Here is a 19,275-nt window from a genome sequence, read left to right as displayed (position 1 = left end):
ACAAATGACACTGGTTGCGGAACATATCGAAGGCGACACCCGGGATCGTATTCTCGAGGTGGCTGAGCGGCTGTTCCGCCAGATCGGCTACCAGAAGACCACGGTTGGGGATATCGCCAAGGAGCTCCGGATGAGCCCCGCCAACGTCTATCGCTTCTTTGAATCAAAGAAGGCGATCCATCAGGCGGTGGCCCGCTCGCTGATGGGCGAGGTCGAGCTCGAGGCCCAGCGGATCGTCGCAAAGCCCGGTCCGGTCAGGGAGCGCTTCCGCGAGCTGCTCACCACCATCCACCGCATGAATACCGAGCGCTATGTCGGCGACAACAAGTTGCACGAGATGGTCGAGATCGCGATGCAGGAGGACTGGCAGGTCTGCGTCAACCATATGGAGTGCATCGCCGGATATGTCGGCCAGATGATCGCGCAAGGCGTCGCCGCCGGCGAGTTCGAGGCGCCGGACCTGCAGCTGGCCGCGCTGTGTGCCTGCACTGCGATGATGCGCTTCTTCCACCCCCAGATGATCGCCCAGTGTGCCACCAAGCCTGGCCCGGCCATCGACCAGATGATCGATTTCGTCATCGCCGGTCTGTCGCCGCGCCACTGACGGGCGGGAAGTTTCTCCTATAACGTCCTTGCCGTCATTCCGGGGCGGTCCGTAGGACCGAACCCGGAATCTCGAGATTCCGGGTTCGATGCTTCGCATCGCCCCGGAATGACGGGCATTGGAGAAGCACCCGCGTGACCGACAAAGACCTGTACTTCTATGAGCCCTCCAAGGGCCACGGCCTCAAGCACGATCCCTTCAACGCCATCATCGCGCCGCGGCCGATCGGCTGGATCTCCTCCCGCGATACCAAGGGCCACGTCAACCTCGCGCCCTACAGCTTCTTCAACGCGTTCTGTTACGTGCCGCCGATCATCGGCTTCTCCTCCACCAACTGGAAGGACACCGTCGAGAACATGCAGCAGACCGGCGAGTTCGTCTGGAATCTGGCCACGATGGATCTGGCTAAGCACATGAACGCGACCGCGGCGCATGTCGCGCCGGAGGTCGACGAGTTCAAGCTTGCGGGGCTCACCGCCGTGCCCGGCAAGCTCGTCAACGTGCCGAGGGTGGGTGAGAGCCCCGTCGCCTTCGAGTGCAAGGTGTCCGACATCGTCCGCCTCAAGGGCGCCGACGGCAAGGAGGCCGACGCCTGGCTGACGTTAGGGGAGGTCGTCGCCGTCCACATCGACAAGACCTTGATCAAGGACGGCGTCTACCAGACCGCCGCCGCCCGCCCGATCGTCCGCGCCGGCCGCCGCGGCGACTATTTCGAGATCAAGCCGGAAAACATGTTCGAGATGATCCGGCCGGATTAGGCCGGCGCCCACCGCTCTCTCCACGCCGTCATTCCGGGGCGACGCGTAGCGTCGAGCCCGGAATCCATACTCCCGATCGTGGTTATGGATTCCGGGCTCACGCTTCGCGTGCCCCGGAATGACGTGGAGAGGCATTCAGCCCCAACCCCGATCCCGGAACTGCCCCCACGCCCCGGCCGTTATGGCCCCGGGGCGGCCGCCCGGCCGCGTCAATTCGCGTCTTTTTGCTCGCGAAGTGTTCTCTTCCGCCCGCCACTTTCCGCTAAAATGCCTGATCACCGCGCCGATGCATGAGGTCTGCCATGAGCTTCCGCCGCGACACCATCACAAAGCCGATCTTTTCCTGGGCGCGCGGCGTGCTGCCGGCGATGTCCGACACCGAGCGCGAGGCCCTGGAGGCGGGTGACGTCTGGTGGGATGCCGATCTCTTCACCGGCAACCCTGATTGGTCGAAGCTGCTGAAGGTGCCGCAGGCGAGGCTGACCGAAGAGGAACGGGCCTTTCTGGACGGTCCCGTCGGCGAACTCTGCACCATGCTCGACGAGTGGAAGATCTTCTGGGAATGGCGCGACCTGCCGCAGGATGTCTGGCATTTCGTCAAGCGCGAGAAGTTCTTCGGCATGATCATCCCGAAGGAGTTCGGCGGCCTCGGCTTCTCGCCTTACGCCCATTCGGAAGTGGTGCGCAAGATCTCGACCCGCTCGATCGCGGCGGCGGTCACCGTGATGGTACCGAACTCGCTCGGCCCGGGCGAGCTCCTGATGCGCTTCGGCACCAGGGAGCAGCAGGAACGCTGGCTGCCACGCCTCGCCGATGGCCGCGACATTCCCTGCTTCGGGCTCACCAGCCCGGAGGCCGGGTCCGATGCGGCCTCGATGGTCGACACCGGCATCATCTGCAAGGGCGAGTTCGAGGGCCGCGAGACCGTCGGCCTCAGGCTCAACTGGCACAAGCGATACATCACGCTCGGCCCCGTCGCGACGCTGCTGGGCCTTGCCTTCAAGGCTTACGACCCGGATCGTCTGGTCGGCGATCGAGAAGAGCTCGGCATCACCGTGGCACTGATCCCGACCAACCTGCCCGGTGTCGAGATCGGCCAGCGCCATTTGCCATCGATGCAGGTGTTCCAGAACGGCCCGAATTGGGGACGCGACGTCTTCATTCCGCTCGACTACGTCATCGGCGGCAAGGAGCGGCTGGGCCAGGGCTGGAAGATGCTGATGACGGCCCTTGCCGCCGGACGCGGCATCTCGCTGCCGTCGCTCTCTGCCGCGGGCGCCGCCTATGCGGCGCGCACCACCGGAGCCTATGCCCGCATCCGCGAGCAGTTCGGCATCTCCATCTCCAAGTTCGAAGGCGTCGAGGAGCCGCTCGCGCGCATCAATGCCACCGCCTACCAGTTAGATGCGGCGCGACGGCTGACCTGCGCGGCGCTGAATGCCGGCATTCATCCCGCCGTCATTTCCGGCATCATGAAGCTGCATGCGACCGAGCGGATGCGCACCGCGATCGATGACGCCATGGACATTCATGGCGGCAAGGCCGTGATCGACGGTCCGCAAAACTATCTCGGCAATCTGCACCGCGCCGTGCCGGTCGGCATCACGGTGGAGGGCGCCAACATCCTGACCCGCAACCTCATCGTGTTCGGGCAAGGTGCCATCCGCGCGCACCCCTATCTGCTCGACGAGATGAATGCGCTCGCCGATTCCGACCGCGAGCGCGGCCTCAGCGCCTTCGACAAGGCGTTCTGGAAGCATGTCGGCCATAGTTTCCGGACATTGTTCCGCGCCTTCGGCCGCAGCTGGACCTTTGGCGCATTCGCACCGGCGCCCGATGCGGGCGATGCCACGCCATTCTATAGTCAGCTCTCGCGCTACTCCGCGGCCTTTGCGCTCTGCGCCGACATGGCGCTGCTGACGCTCGGCGGCGCGCTCAAGCGCAAGGAGATGCTGTCGGCCCGCTTCGGCGACATCCTGTCCGAGCTCTATCTGCTCTCGGCCGCGCTGAAGCGTTGGCAGGACGAGGGCCGGCAGAAGGAGGATTTTGCCGCGCTGGAATGGTGCATGGCGACGGGCTTCCGGACCATCGAGAACCGGCTCGCCGAGATCCTCGCCAATCTGCCCAACCGCTTCGTCGCGGGCTTCCTCAGGCTCGTGGTCCAGCCGTTCGGCGCGCGCATGCTCGGCCCCTCCGACCGCGTCGTGCACCGATGCGCGAGTCTGGCCCTGGAGCCGTCGGCGGCACGCGAGCGCCTCACGCCGGATCTGGCCCGGGTCGACGACGACGGCGGTTTTGCCCGGCTGGAGCGCGCGTTCGAGCTGGTCGCCAGCACGGACGCCATCGCCAGGCGCCTGCGCGCCGCGCATATTCGCGACTGGAAGGAAGCGGTCGCCAAGGGCGTGATCACGCAGGCTGAGGGCGAGCAGCTCGCCGCGGCCCGCGAAGCCGTCACAAAAGTGATAGAGGTCGACGATTTTGCGCCGGAGGCGCTGTCGCCGATTTACAAGAAAACCGTCAATGTGCATCAGTTCTTCCAGGAACTCGGTGAGCAGAGGGCGGCGAGCTGATGGCACGACCGGTATTCATCGTCGACGGCAGCCGGACGCCGTTTCTGAAGGCGCGTTCGGGGCCCGGTCCGTTCACGCCGGTCGATCTCGCCGTGCAGTGCGGCCGGCCGCTGCTGGCGCGCCAGCCGTTCGCGCCTGACAGCTTCGATCAGGTCATCCTCGGTTGCGTCAACGTGATCGCGGACGAGATGAACCCGGCACGTGTCGCCGCGCTCCGGCTCGGCATGGGCGAGGACATGGTCGCCTTCACCGTGCAGATCAATTGCGGCTCCGGCATGCAGTCGATCGACACCGCCTACCGCTACATCCGTGAAGGCCATGCCGACATGATCCTTGCCGGCGGCACCGAGGCGCTGAGCCACGCGCCGCTGGTCTGGCCGAATTCCGGCGTGCGCTGGTTTGCCGGCCTTGCCACCGCCAAGGGCGTTGCCGCGAAGCTCGCTGCGGCGTTCAAGCTGCGGCCGCGCTATCTCAAGCCAATCATCGGCCTCGAGCGCGGGTTGACCGATCCCATCACCGAGCTGAACATGGGCCAGACCGCGGAAGTGGTCGGCCATCTCTTCGGCATCACGCGCGCACAGTCCGATGCTTACGCCGCCGAAAGCCATCGCCGCCTTGCGCATGCGCGAGGCGCGGGATTCCTGAAGGGTGAGGTCGAGACCGCGTTCTCCCGCGACGGCAAGTTCTTCGACCACGACGACGGCGTGAGGCCGGATTCCACGGTCGAGTCACTCGCAAAGCTACGGCCGGTGTTCGAGCGCCCCTGGGGACAGGTCACCGCAGGCAATTCCTCGCAGATCACCGACGGTGCCTCCTGGGTGATCCTGGCGTCCGACGCCGCGGTCGCAAAACACAGGCTGACGCCGAAGGCCGTCATCGTCGACAGCCATTGGGCCGCGCTCGATCCCAGCATCATGGGGCTCGGGCCCGTGATGTCGGCGACGCCGCTGCTCACGCGCAACAATCTCACGATCAAGGACGTCGAGACCTGGGAGCTGAACGAGGCCTTTGCGACGCAGGTGCTCGGTTGCCTCGCCGCCTGGAACGACGACAAATTCTGCCGCGAGATCCTTGGGCTGGACGGCCCCGCCGGCGAGATCGATCGCGACAGGCTCAACGTCGACGGCGGCGCGATCTCGCTCGGCCATCCCGTCGGCACCTCCGGCAACCGCATCGTGCTGCATCTCGTCAACGCGATGAGGCGGCTCGGCACCCGACGTGGCGTTGCCACCGAATGCATCGGCGGCGGGCTCGGCGGCGCCATGCTGATCGAGGCGGTGTGACCATGGATTCGAAGATCATGACCGCGCTGGGCGACCGCCTCCTCACGCTTGGGCCCCCGCCCGCGGCGGACAGTCCATACAGGCATTTCAAGCTGACGCGTGACGCCGATGGTGTCGCCTGGCTGCTGTTCGACCGCACTGATGCAAGCGCCAACACCCTGTCCTCCGACGTGATGGAGGAGTTCGACGCCGTGCTCGCGGCGATCGAGACCGAGCGTCCGGCCGGCCTCGTGATCCGCTCGGCCAAACCTTCAGGCTTCATCGCCGGAGCCGACGTCAACGAATTCCGCGGCGCGTCAGATCCTGCCATGGTCGAGACGCGCATCCGCGCTGCGCATGCGGTGGTCGACCACCTGGAAGCCTTGAGGCTGCCGACGGTCGCGGTCATCCACGGCTTCTGCCTCGGCGGCGGGCTCGAGGTGGCGCTGGCCTGCCAGGCGCGCATCGCCATCGAGGGGGCGCGTTTCGGCTTCCCGGAGGTGATGCTCGGCCTGCATCCCGGTCTCGGCGGCACCGCCCGGTTTACCGCGCTGGTCAACCCGACCCAGTCGATGGCGCTGATGCTGACCGGCCGCACCATCGATGCGCGCCGCGCCAGGGCGCTCGGCCTCGTCGACACCGTGACGCAGGAGCGCCACGTCCACGGCGCGGTGAAGGATGCGCTGTTCGGCCGGCTGAAGCGGGCCAGGCCCGGTCTGCTCACGCGGGCGGCCAATCTCGGGCCGGTGCGTGGCCTGCTGGCCAGGCGCATGCGCGCAGAGGCGGCGAAGGCTGCATCCCGCGAGCATTATCCCGCGCCTTACGCGCTGATCGATCTCTGGGAGACCCATGGCGGCAGCAAGGCCGCGATGCTGAAGGCCGAGCAGGCCTCGTTCGCCAAATTGATGGTGACGCCGACCGCGCAGAATTTGATCCGCGTCTTCTTCCTGCGTGAGCAGATGAAGAAGGCGGCAGGCGCCGGCAGCACGGTGAAGCATGTCCACGTCATCGGGGCCGGCGCCATGGGCGGCGACATCGCGGCCTGGTGTGCAGGGCAGGGCCTTCGCGTCTCGCTCGCCGACATGAAGGCGGAGCCGATCGCAGGCGCGGTGAAGCGCGCAGCCGAGCTCTACGGCAAGATCATCCGCAAACCGACGGAGGTGCGTGACGCGCTCGATCGCCTCATCCCCGACATGGACGGGGAGGGCGTCCGCAACGCCGATCTCATCATCGAAGCGGTGCCCGAAAAGCTCGAGCTGAAGCAGAAGGTCTATGCCGGCCTCGAGCCGCGGATGAAGCCGGGTGCGATCCTTGCGACCAACACGTCGAGCATTCCGCTTCAGGACTTGCGCACCACTCTGGCGCGTCCGGAGCGGCTGGTCGGCTTGCATTTCTTCAATCCGGTGTCGCGCTTGCAGCTGGTCGAGGTCGTCAGTCATGACGGCAACGATCCGCAGGTGCTGAAGGACGCGCTCGCCTTTGTCGGCGCGATCGACCGTCTACCGCTCGCCGTGAAGAGCTCGCCCGGCTTCCTCGTCAACCGCGCGCTGACGCCGTACATGCTGGAAGCGATGGTGATGCTGGACGAGAATATCGACCAGCGCCTGATCGACGCCGCGGCCGAGCAGTTCGGGATGCCGATGGGGCCGATCGAGCTCGCCGATCAGGTCGGGCTCGACATCTGTCTCGACGTCGGCGACATGCTGCGGACCAAATTCGGCGATCTCTTGCCGCCGACGCCGGCCTGGCTGCGCGAGAAGGTCGCAAGAGGCGAACTCGGGCGCAAGACCGGCAAGGGCTTCTACACCTGGAAGGACGGCAAGGCGGAGAAGGCGCCGCTTCCCGAGACCGGCCCGCGCGTCACTGACCAGATGATCGACCGCCTCGTGCTGCCGATGTCCAACGTCTGCATCGCGGCGCTTCGCGAAGGCATCGTCGATGATGCCGATGCGGTCGATGGCGCCATGATCTTCGGCACCGGCTATGCGCCGTTCCGCGGCGGCCCGCTGAACTATGTGCGCACGCGTGGCGTGGATGACGTCGTGTCGACGCTGCGCGCGCTGGCCGAGCGATTCGGCGCGCGCTTTGCGCCTGATCCGGGCTGGGACAGTTTCAAGTGAGAGCGATATGACCGAACAAGCTACGACCGGGCCGAGCGGCGATCTCTGCATCCGCACGCTGGCGATGCCGGCCGACACAAACGCAAACGGCGACATCTTCGGCGGCTGGCTCCTGAGCCAGATGGACGTCGGCGGCGGCGTGTTCGCCTCGAAGGCTGCGAGGTCGCGCACCGTGACGGTCGCGATCGAGGCGATGAATTTTCGCAAGGCGGTCTATGTCGGCGATCTCGTCTCGGTCTACGCCAATCTCGTGCGCGTCGGACGCACCTCGCTGACGGTGCATCTCGAGGCCTGGGCATTGCGGCGCAAGGAGCTTCATCCATTCCTCGTCACCGACGGCAATTTCACCTACGTCTCGATCGACGACCACGGCCGTCCGCAGGAGATCCAGCGAAACGATCCGCCGATCGCGACGTAATCGCGCGCGACGCTCTGCCTCATCCTGCGAAACGTGGCAATCGCTGCAAAACGCGGCGCGGGTGAGTCATCCTCGTCGCGGCTTCGCCAAGAACCAGTCATAAAACGGATGAGGTCCCGGCGTACTCAATGCGTGTCGATTCGGGGTGGAAACGGCCTCAAATGCCTGGGAACCTTTGGGCACGAGTGCCGTTATTTGCCCGCACTGAGGGATCCACGGACCATGCCGGACAGCTACATTATCGAAGTCGATTCGCAGACCGCAGGTATCGTCGTTCGCTCTCAAGGAGGCTACTGCTTCTTCGCCTCGTCCCACCGCTTCAACCGTCTCGAAGGCCAGCTCTTCCGCAACGCCCGCGAAGCCGAACGCGCCGCGCGCAAGCTGGTTAACGGCGATGTGAAGGAAGCGGCGTAGTCGTCAACGCGAGTTGCGCGGTCGGAATTTTTTGCCGACCGCACCGTGCCGTTCCCTTCTCCCTCGCGGAGCCATCCTCTCCCACAAGAAGGAAAGGAAGGGACGTCATCACAACTTCGTCGCAGCCCGCGACAGCAGCTTCCACTCGTCGCCCTGCTTCTGCCAGTTCATCAGGATGTGAAGATTGGTCGATACTTTTTTCCCGTCGGCTGCCATCTCCTGCTCGCCCAGCCAGTGGAAACGCACGATCGCTGCGGGGCCGACCACCTTGATGGTGGGGTCCTTGTATTCGATCGACAGGAATTTCGATTTGCCGTCGGTGGCGTTGGCGATGAAGGTTGCCTTGTCCTCGACCTTGCCGCTGGAATGGCTGTAGCTGAGATCGTCCCAGCACAGCGCAGCGAGCGCTTTCGGATCAGCCGCGATCTGGGCAAGGCGGAAGGCCTCGACCTTCTTCGCCACGGCTTCCTCGTCCGCCGAAGCGGCGAGCGCCGGCGTGGCGAACGCAAGCGCAGAGACGGCGAGAGTGGAGAGAGCCAGATCGCGTCGGTTGATCGTCATCGTTTCCTCCTTTTTGATCTTGCACCGAATGTTGCAGCCGCGCGTGACTTTGTCGAGTGTCGCATTGTCGTCATGTGAATGCGTGATTGCGCGATCGCGGCCGTATTGATACGTCTCGCGCATCGATGGGTCGCGCATTTGGGAAAGTACGGAAATGATCGAGGCCAGTTACGACGCGATGGGCAGGGCGTTGTTGTTCGACATCGACGGCACGCTCGCCGACACCGATCCGCTGCACTTGAAGGCGTTCAATCAGGTGCTCGGTCCGCACGGCCACGTCTTCGACCACGCGCGCTTCTCGAGGGAGCTGCAAGGTTTCGCCAATGTGGCGATCGGCGAGCGCTTTCTGCCCGACGAGGCGCCGGAGCGGCGCGCCCTGATCCTCGATGAGAAGGAGGAGGTCTTCCGCACGCTGGTGGCCGGGCAGATCGCACCGCTGCCGGGCCTGATGGCGCTGCTCGACCGGGCCGACAGCGCCGGCATCCCCATGGTCGCCGTGACCAATGCGCCGCGCCTCAACGCCGAGCTGCTGCTCTCCGGTCTCGGCATCACGCATCGCTTCAAGGCACTCGTGATCGGAGCCGAGCTGCCGCACGGCAAGCCGCATCCGCTGCCCTATCAGGAAGGGCTGCGTTTCGTCGGCGCGAGGCCGGAAACCTCGATCGCATTCGAGGATTCCCGTACCGGCGTGCAATCCGCCACGGCGGCCGGAATTCCGACCGTCGGCATCCGGACCAGCCTCAGCCATGCCGACCTGGTTGCATCAGGCGCGGTCACGTCTGCCAGCGCCTTCGACGATCCGGCGCTGCTCGCGCGCCTTGCGAACGCCATGGCGTGGTGAGGACCTTCATCCTTCAACCGTGATCGGCGTCCGCATTGACCGAGGGCGCAAACCGCCGCACCATGCACCATTCTGATTTGAGGCCTTTGCCGTGACCGGATTGACCCATCGCCAAGCTGAAATCCTCAACATCGCGCGCGCTTCCGGCCGCGTCATGGTCGAGGAGCTCGCGCGTCGCTTCGAAGTCTCGGCGCAGACCATCCGCAAGGATCTCAACGACCTCTGCGAGCGGAGATCGCTGACCCGCATCCATGGCGGCGCCATCATCGCCTCCGGCGTCGAGAACCTCGCCTATGAGGCGCGCCGCTTCGTCGCCGCCGACGAGAAGAAGGCGATTGGCGCGGCGGCCGCTTCGCTGATCCCGAACGGCTGCTCGCTGTTCATCAACATCGGCACCACGACGGAGGAGGTCGCGAGTGCGCTGACCTCGCACGAGGACCTCCTCGTCATCACCAACAATCTCAACGTTGCCATGCTGCTCTACCGCCATCCCCGCATCGAGGTGGTGGTCGCGGGCGGCACGGTGCGGCGCGCCGACGGCGCAGTGGTCGGCTCGACCGCGACGCAGCTGATCGGCCAGTTCAAGGTCGACTATGCCATCATCGGCGCGTCCGCGATCGACGAGGAGGGGGCGCTGCTCGACTTCGACTATCGCGAGGTGCAGGTGGCGCAGGCCATCATCGCCAACGCCCGCAGCGTCATGCTGGTCGCCGATTCCACCAAGCTTCGCCGCAGCGCGCCGGTGCGTATCGCCCACATCACCCAGATCCAGACCTTCGTCACCGACCAGGAGCTCCCCGAACGCCTCGCCACCATCTGCCACAGCAAGGGCATCGAGGTGGTCGAGGCGATGCCGAAGGGCGCGGATATCGACGATTCCCCGGCCGATGCCCAGGATGCCGCGCCGGAAGCCGCGCCAGTGGTGCGGCTGAGATAGGAGCTAAGCGTCGTCCCACGGGTTGAGCAGCGGAACGCCCGTCGGTTTGAAATCCTCTACACTGCACGTAACAACCGTCAAACCATGAACCAGCGCGGTTGCAGCAATGAGCGCGTCGCGTTCAGCGCGCGGGTTGGGAACGTGAAGTTGCGCGCAACGCTGCGCGACAGCCGTATCGATAGGCAGGATCCGACCCTCGAAGCGAGCCAGAATCTGGCTGTTGATCCAGCTGCGCAAGATGGCACCTTGCGCTGCGTCCCTGCGTTCGATCAGGCGTGCGCCAAGTTCGATCTCGAGAATCGAAATGACTGAGATGAAGAAATTTGCTGCTGGATTTGCGCCTGCCCAGGCAATGACGCGCTGATCGGCCTTGTCCGGTCGCCTCAATTCGGAAATGACATTGGTGTCCAGCAGGAACATCAGTCGAGATCAGCAGCCCTGAAGATCCCCTCGTCAACGCGAAGCGGATCGAAATCAAAATCCGCGTTCGTTTGCGCCAGAGCTTCCGCAAGGCTCATGCGTCCGCCGGTCAGGCGCAAGTAATCCTCGATGGTTAGCAGGACATGGGCTGGACGGCCGCGGTCCGTAATGAAAACGGGTCCTTGCGATGCCGCTTTCTTGGCGCCGCTGGTGTCTTGATTGAATTCTCGGCTGGTCCGGGTGGTCACCATCGTCTGAGCCTCTAAGCCGTGGCCATGCTCTGTTTGGGGAATTTATGTAGAAATGTTGCTACATGCAAGCCGGCCGGTTGGCCATGCCGGGCTGCCGTTCAATCGCGCGCCTTGCCGCAACTTTATCCGTCTACCTGCCGATTTGGCGGCCTCATTGCCCACCAGAAAAGTTTCGCTTTCACTTCCTTCCGCCTCTCTTTCATCTTGCTTTCGTTTTTCGGTGTGATCTAATGAAAAGCGAAAGTAGCCGCTCGACGAACGGGCGGTCGCCGGGGGATGCGTCTGTTGGAGCGTATTTTCGATCTCGCCATCATTGGAGGCGGTGTTAACGGCTGCGGCATCGCGCGCGACGCGGTCGGCCGCGGCAACACGGTTTTCCTGTGCGAAATGAACGATCTGGCGAGCGGGACGTCGTCCTGGTCGACCAAGCTGGTGCATGGCGGCCTGCGCTATCTCGAATATTACGAGTTTCGCCTGGTCCGTGAGGCGCTGATCGAGCGCGAGATCCTCTGGGGCATCGCGCCCCACATCATCCGTCCCCTGCGTTTCGTCCTGCCGCACCATGCCGGCCTGCGTCCAGCCTGGCTGCTGCGCTTGGGCCTCTTCCTCTATGACCACATCGGCGGCCGGCATCTGCTGCCCGCCACGCGCTCGGTCGATCTGAGGCGCGACGAGGTCGGCAAGCCGCTGATCCCGAATCGCTATGCCCGCGCATTCGAATATTCCGACTGTTTCGTCGACGACGCCCGCCTCGTCGTGCTCAACGCGCGCGATGCCGCCGACAAGGGCGCCGAGATCCGGACCCGCACCCGCGCCACCGAGATTCGCCAGTCCGGCGGCCTCTGGACCGTCAGCATGGTCAATACGCTGACCGGCCAGCGCTCGCAGGTCCAGGCGCGCGCGCTGGTCAATGCCGGCGGTCCCTGGGTCGAGGACGTGCTCGGCCGCGGCGCCGGCGTCAATGCGAAGGCAAAAGTCCGCCTGGTGCAGGGCTCACATATCGTCGTGAGAAAACTTTACGATCACGACCGTGCCTACATGTTCCAGAATGCCGACGGCCGCATCATTTTCGTCATCCCGTACCAGGACGATTTCACGCTGATCGGCACCACCGATCGCGATTACGACGGCGATCCCGCCAAGGTGAAGGCGACGGCCGAGGAGATCCAGTATCTCTGCACCGCGGCGAGCGAATATCTCGCCAAGCCGGTCACGCCGGATGACGTGGTCTGGACCTATTCCGGCGTGCGGCCGCTCTATGACGACGGCGCGAGCGAAGCCAAGGCCGCAACGCGCGACTACGTGTTCGAGCTCGACACGCCCGGCGGCGTGCCGCTGCTGTCCATCTATGGCGGCAAGATCACGACCTATCGGAGGCTCGCCGAAGAGGCCCTGGAACGCCTTGCGCCCTATCTTCGCAGCGCGAAAGCGCGCGAGGGCTGGACCGGCAAATGGCCGCTGCCCGGCGGCGACATGGATGTGTCGGATATCGACGGGCTGATCGCCGAGCTCCAGCGCGGCTATCACTTCCTCAGTCATGAGCATGCAAGGCGGCTCGCGCGCGCCTATGGCACGCGGGCGATGAAGCTGCTCGGCGATGCGAAATCATTGGCCGATCTCGGCCAGGCCTTCGGCGCGACACTGACCGAGCGCGAGGTTCGCTATCTCATGGCCAATGAATGGGCCGTCACGGCGGAGGACGTGGTCTGGCGCCGTTCCAAGCTCGGCCTGCGACTATCTGCCGACGAGATTGCGGCGCTCGACGACTGGATCAGGACCCACGCCGTGCCGCAAAGTCCCCTGCTGGAAGCGGGAGGACGCTCATGACCGTGACACTCGATCACGTGACCCGGACCGTCGACGGCGTCGCGCACATCCGCGACGTCTCCCTGACGTTCGAGAGCGGTACGCTCAACGTCCTGCTCGGGCCGACGCTGTCGGGCAAGACCTCGATCATGCGGCTGCTCGCCGGTCTCGACAAGCCGACCACGGGCAAGTTGCTGGTCAACGGCAAGGACGTTACCGGCGTCGACGTGCGCCAGCGCTCGGTCGCGATGGTCTATCAGCAGTTCATCAACTACCCCTCGTTCACGGTCTACGAGAACATCGCCTCGCCCCTGCGCGTGCAGGGCAAGCCTCGCGACGAGATCGAGGCGCGCGTGGCGGAGGCGGCAAAGCTGCTGCGGCTCGAGCCGTTCCTGAAGCGGACGCCGCTTCAGCTCTCCGGCGGCCAGCAGCAGCGCACTGCGATCGCACGGGCGCTGGTCAAGGGCGCCGATCTCGTGCTGCTCGACGAGCCGCTCGCCAATCTCGACTACAAGCTGCGCGAGGAGCTGCGCGCCGAATTGCCGCGCATCTTCGAGGCCTCGGGTGCGATCTTCGTCTATGCCACCACAGAGCCGACCGAGGCGCTGCTGCTCGGCGGCAACACGGTGTGCATGTGGGAGGGCCAGGCGCTGCAGATGGGCGAGACCGCCAACGTCTACCGCCGGCCGCAGACCTTGCGCGTCGCTCAGGTGTTCTCCGATCCGCCGCTCAACCTCGTCGGCATCGAGAAGAAGAACGGGCAGGTCGCATATGCCGGCGGCACGGCCTCGCCGGCCACGGGGCTGTATTCGTCGCTCGCGGACGGTGTCTATCGCGTCGGCTTCCGCGCCCACCAGCTTGCGCTTGCCAATGGCGAGGCGGATCGCCACGCCTTCCACGCCACGGTTACGGTGACCGAGATCACCGGTTCGGAGAGCTTTGTGCACTTGACCCGCGACGGATCGAACTGGGTGGCGGTGCTACACGGTGTGCACGAGTTCGAGCCCGGCCAAACGCTCGATGCTGTGCTCGATCCCAATGATGTTTTCGTGTTCGATGCTGCCGACCGTTTGGTCGCGGCTCCCGGTCAAATCTGAGGGAGGTGCGCCATGGCTCGCATTGACCTCGTCGATCTCGCCCATTCCTACGGCGGCAACGCCGCCGCCCCGGAGAGCTTTGCGCTCAAGCCTGTCACCATGACGTGGCGGCAGGGCGGCGCCTATGCGCTGCTCGGCCCGAGCGGTTGCGGCAAGACCACGCTTCTCAACGTCATCTCCGGCATCATCACGCCGTCACGCGGGAAAATCCTGTTCGACGGCAAGGACATCACACCGCTGTCAACCCAGAAACGGAATATCGCCCAGGTGTTCCAGTTTCCGGTGATCTACGACACCATGACGGTGGGCCAGAACCTGGCGTTCCCGCTGAAAAATCGCGGCGTGCCGAAGGCGGAGATCGACAAGCGCGTCGCCGAGATCGGCCGTCTGCTCGACCTCGAACCTTATCTGAACCGCAAGGCCACCCGCCTCACCGCCGATGCCAAGCAGAAGATCTCGCTCGGCCGCGGCCTCGTCCGCTCGGACGTCGCGGCCGTGCTGTTCGACGAGCCGCTGACGGTGATCGATCCCGAACTGAAATGGCAGCTCCGCTCCAAGCTGAAGGCGCTTCATCGTGAGCTCGATCTCACGATGATCTACGTCACCCACGACCAGACCGAAGCGCTGACCTTCGCCGACACCGTCGTCGTCATGCACGACGGCCGCGTCGTGCAGAGCGGCACGCCGGCCGAACTGTTCGACAAGCCGGCGCACACCTTCGTCGGCTATTTCATCGGCTCGCCCGGCATGAACATCCTGCCGGCGGAGGTGCGGGGGCGCGAGGCCAAGATCGGCGGCCACGTCATCGCGCTCGATCGCAGCTACGACAGTCTGCCTTCTGGCGCCAAGATCGAGATCGGCGTCCGTCCCGAATTCGTGGAGGTCGTTGCGCCCGCGCCCGGCCTGCTCGCTGCCAGGATCGAGCGCATCGACGACCTCGGCCGCATCCGCTTCGCGCGCGTGCGCGTCGGCGACGCGAAGCTGGCGGCGCGCGCACCGGCCGGCTTCACCAGCGCGGACGGCAGCGCCGGGCTGAAATTCGATCCGTCGCACGTGCACGTCTATGCCGACAGCCTTCTGGTGGAGGGAGCCGCCTGATGGACAAGACCGTCAACCAAAAAGCCTGGTTCCTGGTACTGCCGGTGTTCCTGGTCGTCGCCTTCTCGGCGGTGCTGCCGCTGATGACGGTGGTGAACTATTCGATGCAGGACACGTTCGGCAACAACCAGTTCTTCTGGAACGGTGTCGGCTGGTTCAAGGAGCTGCTCGATCCCTCGACCGATCTCGGCGGCCGCTTCCTCGCTTCCCTCGGCCGCAACCTGTTCTTCTCGCTGGTGATCCTCGCCATCGAGGTGCCGCTCGGCATCGTCGTCGCGCTGTCGATGCCGCGCGAGGGCTGGACGGTTGCTGCCTGCCTCGTGATTCTCGCTCTGCCGCTTCTGATTCCGTGGAACGTGGTCGGGACGATCTGGCAGATCTTCGGCCGCCCGGACATCGGCCTGCTCGGCTATACCCTCAACGCGATGGGCTTGGACTACAATTACGTCTCCAACGACGTCGACGCCTGGATCACCGTCATCGTGATGGACGTCTGGCACTGGACCAGCCTCGTCGCGCTGCTCTGCTACGCCGGCCTGAAGTCGATTCCCGAGGCCTACTACCAGGCCGCGCAGATCGACGGCGCCTCGCGCTGGGCCGTGTTCAAGGCGATCCAGCTGCCGAAGATGAATCGCGTGCTGCTGATCGCCGTGCTGCTCCGCTTCATGGACAGCTTCATGATCTACACCGAGCCGTTCGTCGTCACCGGCGGCGGGCCCGGCAATTCCACGACCTTCGTGTCCATCGAGCTGGTCAAGATCGCGCTCGGCCAGTTCGATCTCGGCAAGGCCGCCGCGCTGTCGCTGGTCTACAATCTGATCATCCTGATCGTCTGCTGGATCTTCTACACCGTCATGACCAATGCCGGCGTCGAACGCAAAGTCCAGGCTTCGAGCGAGCCGGCGGTGGAGCCCAAGCCTTCGGTCGCGCTCAAGCCAGTGCCCGCACTCAAGCCGAAGGAAGGAGTGGCCTGATGCATTCGATTCCCGGCCGCCGCCTCATCATGGGGCTGTTCCTGGTCTTCCTGCTGCTGCCGATCTACTGGCTCGTCAACATGAGCTTCAAGACCAACAGCGAGATCGTCTCGACGATGACGCTGTGGCCGCACACCCCTACGCTCCAGCACTACAAGCGCATCTTCACGGACGAGAGCTGGTACTCCGGCTATATCAACTCGCTCCAATACGTCATCCTCAACACCGTCATCTCGATCTCGGTGGCGCTGCCCGCGGCTTACGCGTTCTCGCGCTACCGCTTCCTCGGCGACAAGCACCTGTTCTTCTGGCTGCTGTCGAACCGCATGGCGCCGGCCGCGGTCTATGCGCTGCCGTTCTTCAACCTCTATTCGGCGATCGGCCTGTTCGATACGCCGTGGGCGGTCGCGCTGGCGCACTGCATCTTCAACGTGCCGCTGGCGGTGTGGATCCTCGAAGGCTTCGTCTCCGGCGTGCCGCGCGAGATCGACGAGACCGCCTTCCTCGACGGCTATTCCTTCCCGCGCTTCTTCATCAAGATCCTGGTGCCGCTGATCGCGAGCGGCATCGGCGTCGCCGCCTTCTTCTGCTTCATGTTCTCCTGGGTCGAGCTCCTGCTCGCGCGCACGCTGACCTCGGTGTCGGCCAAGCCGATCGCCGCGATCATGACGCGCACGGTGTCGGCCGCCGGCATGGATTGGGGCCTGCTCGCTGCCGCCGGCGTGCTCACCATCATTCCGGGCGCGCTGGTGATCTGGTTCGTCCGCAACTATATCGCGCGCGGTTTCGCGCTCGGCCGGGTGTAACGCGCATGATCCCGAAAAGTGGAAGCCGGTTTTCGGAACAGATCATGCGCAAGGAGTAAGAGCAATGGAGTCTATCGCATGGATGGCCTGGACGCTGCCGACCGCGATCTTCTTCGTCGCGCTTGCCTGCACGCTGGCCGTGATGACCTGGCTCGCCGCGGTCTATCCGGAGGCCGAGCGCGTCGGCGTGCTGCGCATCCCGACCACGCGCGGCGATCGCCTGTTCATCTCGCTGATCGCCGCCGCCGTCATCCACCTCGCGTGGATCGGTCTCGTCGGCACCGACCCCATCGCCACGCTGCCGATCGGAGAGGAGGGTTTCGAGATTTCGAGCCTGTGGCTCGCAAGCGGAATTTCGCTGGTCACGGCCGTGCTCATCTTCCGCACGGTCTGAAACTGGCGAAGGGACGGCCAGATCCGGGACCAACCCGGGCCTGTATAAGAGTTTGTCGCTGCAACGGAGGAACAACATGCGACAGTTTAGGAGAAGGAAAGGTCCATTGACCAAGAATAGTTTTCTGACCATGTCCAGCGCCGCCGCGATCATTGCGGTGTCGTTCGCCATGTCGGCGCCGGTGCGCGCCGCCGACGAGGCCGTGATCCAGAAATGGATCGCGGAATTCCAGCCTTCGACTCTGTCGAAGGAGGACCAGAAGAAGGAGCTGGAGTGGTTCGCCAAGGCCGCCGAGCCTTTCAAGGGCATGGAGATCAACGTCGTCTCCGAGACCATCACCACCCACGAGTACGAGGCGCAGACGCTGGCGAAAGCGTTCTCCGAACTCACCGGCATCAAGCTCAAGCACGACCTCATCCAGGAAGGTGACGTCGTGGAGAAGCTGCAGACCCAGATGCAGTCCGGCAAGAACGTCTATGACGGCTGGATCAACGACTCCGACCTGATCGGCACCCATTTCCGCTACGGCCAGACCATCGCGCTGTCGGACTACATGACCGGCGAGGGCAAGGACGTCACAGACCCCATGCTCGACGTCAACGACTTCATCGGCAAGTCGTTCGGCACCGGGCCGGACGGCAAGCTCTATCAGCTGCCCGACCAGCAGTTCGCCAACCTCTACTGGTTCCGCTACGACTGGTTCACCAATCCCGAGTTCAAGGCCAAGTTCAAGGCCAAGTATGGCTACGAGCTCGGCGTGCCCGTGAACTGGTCCGCCTATGAGGATATCGCCGAGTTCTTCACCAACGACATCAAGGAGATCAACGGCGTCAAGGTCTACGGCCATATGGACTATGGCAAGAAAGACCCCTCGCTCGGCTGGCGCTTCACCGACGCCTGGCTGTCGATGGCCGGCAACGGCGACAAGGGCATTCCGAACGGTCTGCCGGTCGACGAATGGGGCATCCGCATGGAGGGCTGCCGTCCGGTCGGCTCTTCCGTCGAGCGTGGTGGCGACACCAACGGACCGGCGGCGGTCTACTCGATCACCAAATATCTCGAGTGGATGAAGAAGTACGCGCCTCCGCAGGCCCAGGGCATGACTTTCTCCGAGTCCGGCCCCGTGCCGGCGCAGGGCAACATCGCCCAGCAGATGTTCTGGTACACCGCCTTCACCGCCGACATGGTGAAGCCGGGCATCGCCGTGATGAACGCGGACGGTACGCCGAAATGGCGTATGGCTCCGTCGCCGCACGGCTCGTACTGGAAGGAAGGCATGAAGCTCGGCTACCAGGACGCCGGTTCGCTGACGCTGCTGAAGTCGACCCCGCCGGACCGCCGCAAGGCGGCCTGGCTCTATCTCCAGTTCATCGTCTCCAAGTCGGTGAGCTTGAAGAAGAGCCATGTCGGTCTCACATTCATCCGTGAATCCGACATCTGGGACAAGTCGTTCACCGAGCGTGCGCCGAAGCTCGGCGGCCTGATCGAGTTCTACCGCTCGCCCGCGCGCGTGCAGTGGACCCCGACCGGCAACAACGTGCCCGACTATCCGAAGCTCGCACAGCTCTGGTGGCAGAACATCGGCGACGCCTCGTCCGGTGCGAAGACCCCGCAGCAGGCAATGGATGCCCTCGCGGCCGCTCAGGACTCCGTGATGGAGCGCCTGGAGAAGTCCGGCGTGCAGGGTGCCTGCGGTCCGAAGCTCCACAAGAAGGAGAAGCCGGAGTACTGGTTCGCGAAGGCCGAGAAGGACGGCACCGTCGCGCCCCAGCGCAAGCTCGCCAACGAGAAGCCGAAGGGCGAGACGGTCGACTACGACACGCTGATCAAGTCGTGGCCGGCGAGCCCGCCCAAGCGTGCGGAAGCGAAGTAGGCGGCGAATAGCGTTGCAAACAAGAAAGGCCGGGAGCGATCCCGGCCTTTTTCTGTTGTGCTTGTGGTGAC

19 protein-coding genes are annotated in these 19,275 nt (G+C 64.6%); 16 read left to right on the top strand and 3 right to left on the bottom strand.

The window, feature by feature from the left end; translation table 11 throughout:
- Window positions 1-4 precede the first annotated feature (4 nt).
- The 7 genes from ACM42_RS04075 to ACM42_RS04045 all read left to right on the top strand — a co-directional run bounded on the left by ACM42_RS04075 (window position 5) and on the right by ACM42_RS04045 (window position 8,146).
- Complete coding sequence (locus tag ACM42_RS04075; protein WP_271526711.1) at window positions 5-604, top strand: TetR/AcrR family transcriptional regulator; 600 nt, start codon at window positions 5-7, stop codon at window positions 602-604.
- A gap of 134 nt (window positions 605-738) precedes the next feature.
- On the top strand, window positions 739-1,362 hold the full coding sequence (locus ACM42_RS04070; RefSeq protein ID WP_271526710.1) for a flavin reductase family protein: 624 nt from the start codon (window positions 739-741) through the stop codon (window positions 1,360-1,362).
- A 302-nt stretch (window positions 1,363-1,664) separates the two neighbouring features.
- Window positions 1,665-3,932: an acyl-CoA dehydrogenase gene (locus ACM42_RS04065; protein WP_271526709.1), complete on the top strand. Its 2,268-nt coding sequence runs from the start codon at window positions 1,665-1,667 to the stop codon at window positions 3,930-3,932.
- Window positions 3,932-5,215 carry an acetyl-CoA C-acetyltransferase gene (locus ACM42_RS04060; RefSeq protein ID WP_271526708.1) on the top strand — a complete coding sequence of 428 codons (1,284 nt, stop codon included), beginning with the start codon at window positions 3,932-3,934 and terminating at the stop codon, window positions 5,213-5,215. The genes ACM42_RS04065 and ACM42_RS04060 overlap by 1 nt, the downstream gene beginning before the upstream one ends.
- Window positions 5,216-5,217: 2 nt before the next feature.
- Window positions 5,218-7,314, top strand: coding sequence for a 3-hydroxyacyl-CoA dehydrogenase NAD-binding domain-containing protein (locus ACM42_RS04055; RefSeq protein WP_271526707.1), 2,097 nt, complete (start codon window positions 5,218-5,220; stop codon window positions 7,312-7,314).
- Window positions 7,315-7,321: 7 nt separating this feature from the next.
- Complete coding sequence (locus ACM42_RS04050; protein ID WP_271526706.1) at window positions 7,322-7,732, top strand: acyl-CoA thioesterase; 411 nt, start codon at window positions 7,322-7,324, stop codon at window positions 7,730-7,732.
- A gap of 222 nt (window positions 7,733-7,954) precedes the next feature.
- Complete coding sequence (locus ACM42_RS04045; protein WP_028134810.1) at window positions 7,955-8,146, top strand: hypothetical protein; 192 nt, start codon at window positions 7,955-7,957, stop codon at window positions 8,144-8,146.
- Window positions 8,147-8,254: 108 nt separating this feature from the next.
- On the opposite strand, the gene ACM42_RS04040 is transcribed toward ACM42_RS04045, so the two are convergent.
- The gene (locus ACM42_RS04040) at window positions 8,255-8,707 is read right to left on the bottom strand and encodes a nuclear transport factor 2 family protein (RefSeq protein WP_271526705.1); all 453 of its coding nucleotides are present in this window, start codon (window positions 8,705-8,707) and stop codon (window positions 8,255-8,257) included.
- A 154-nt stretch (window positions 8,708-8,861) separates the two neighbouring features.
- On the opposite strand from ACM42_RS04040, the gene ACM42_RS04035 reads away from it, so the two are divergent.
- Both ACM42_RS04035 and ACM42_RS04030 read left to right on the top strand, forming a co-directional pair.
- Window positions 8,862-9,548: an HAD family hydrolase gene (locus ACM42_RS04035; protein WP_271526704.1), complete on the top strand. Its 687-nt coding sequence runs from the start codon at window positions 8,862-8,864 to the stop codon at window positions 9,546-9,548.
- Window positions 9,549-9,639: 91 nt separating this feature from the next.
- Complete coding sequence (locus ACM42_RS04030; protein WP_028179658.1) at window positions 9,640-10,485, top strand: DeoR/GlpR family DNA-binding transcription regulator; 846 nt, start codon at window positions 9,640-9,642, stop codon at window positions 10,483-10,485.
- Window positions 10,486-10,488: 3 nt separating this feature from the next.
- Here ACM42_RS04030 and ACM42_RS04025 read toward each other — a convergent pair whose 3' ends face one another.
- Together ACM42_RS04025 and ACM42_RS04020 are read right to left on the bottom strand one after the other, a co-directional pair.
- A complete protein-coding gene (locus tag ACM42_RS04025) occupies window positions 10,489-10,905 on the bottom strand; it encodes a type II toxin-antitoxin system VapC family toxin (RefSeq protein WP_271526703.1) in 417 nt (138 codons plus the stop codon).
- Window positions 10,905-11,156, bottom strand: coding sequence for a type II toxin-antitoxin system prevent-host-death family antitoxin (locus tag ACM42_RS04020; RefSeq protein ID WP_271526702.1), 252 nt, complete (start codon window positions 11,154-11,156; stop codon window positions 10,905-10,907). The genes ACM42_RS04025 and ACM42_RS04020 overlap by 1 nt, the downstream gene beginning before the upstream one ends.
- A gap of 276 nt (window positions 11,157-11,432) precedes the next feature.
- On the opposite strand from ACM42_RS04020, the gene glpD reads away from it, so the two are divergent.
- From glpD to ACM42_RS03985, 7 genes are all read left to right on the top strand, one after another.
- Entirely contained in the window at window positions 11,433-12,983 is a 1,551-nt protein-coding gene (glpD, locus tag ACM42_RS04015) for a glycerol-3-phosphate dehydrogenase (protein ID WP_271526701.1), read from the top strand.
- The gene (locus ACM42_RS04010) at window positions 12,980-14,059 is read left to right on the top strand and encodes an ABC transporter ATP-binding protein (protein ID WP_271526700.1); all 1,080 of its coding nucleotides are present in this window, start codon (window positions 12,980-12,982) and stop codon (window positions 14,057-14,059) included. The genes glpD and ACM42_RS04010 overlap by 4 nt, the downstream gene beginning before the upstream one ends.
- Before the next feature lie 12 nt (window positions 14,060-14,071).
- Window positions 14,072-15,157 carry an ABC transporter ATP-binding protein gene (locus ACM42_RS04005; protein WP_271526699.1) on the top strand — a complete coding sequence of 362 codons (1,086 nt, stop codon included), beginning with the start codon at window positions 14,072-14,074 and terminating at the stop codon, window positions 15,155-15,157.
- Window positions 15,157-16,131, top strand: a complete 975-nt coding sequence (locus ACM42_RS04000; protein WP_271526698.1) for a carbohydrate ABC transporter permease — start codon at window positions 15,157-15,159, stop codon at window positions 16,129-16,131. Before ACM42_RS04005 ends, ACM42_RS04000 begins: the two co-directional genes overlap by 1 nt.
- Complete coding sequence (locus ACM42_RS03995) at window positions 16,131-16,937, top strand: carbohydrate ABC transporter permease (RefSeq protein WP_028179651.1); 807 nt, start codon at window positions 16,131-16,133, stop codon at window positions 16,935-16,937. The genes ACM42_RS04000 and ACM42_RS03995 overlap by 1 nt, the downstream gene beginning before the upstream one ends.
- Before the next feature lie 64 nt (window positions 16,938-17,001).
- Window positions 17,002-17,331 carry a DUF2160 domain-containing protein gene (locus ACM42_RS03990; RefSeq protein ID WP_028179650.1) on the top strand — a complete coding sequence of 110 codons (330 nt, stop codon included), beginning with the start codon at window positions 17,002-17,004 and terminating at the stop codon, window positions 17,329-17,331.
- A gap of 130 nt (window positions 17,332-17,461) precedes the next feature.
- Window positions 17,462-19,204: an ABC transporter substrate-binding protein gene (locus ACM42_RS03985; protein ID WP_271526959.1), complete on the top strand. Its 1,743-nt coding sequence runs from the start codon at window positions 17,462-17,464 to the stop codon at window positions 19,202-19,204.
- Window positions 19,205-19,275 lie beyond the last annotated feature (71 nt).

The organism is Bradyrhizobium sp. CCBAU 25338 (assembly GCF_028128965.1).
Lineage (GTDB): Bacteria > Pseudomonadota > Alphaproteobacteria > Rhizobiales > Xanthobacteraceae > Bradyrhizobium > Bradyrhizobium liaoningense.
The sequence above is the reverse complement of the archived record's forward strand: the minus strand, read 5'-3'. Positions and strand labels throughout refer to the sequence as shown.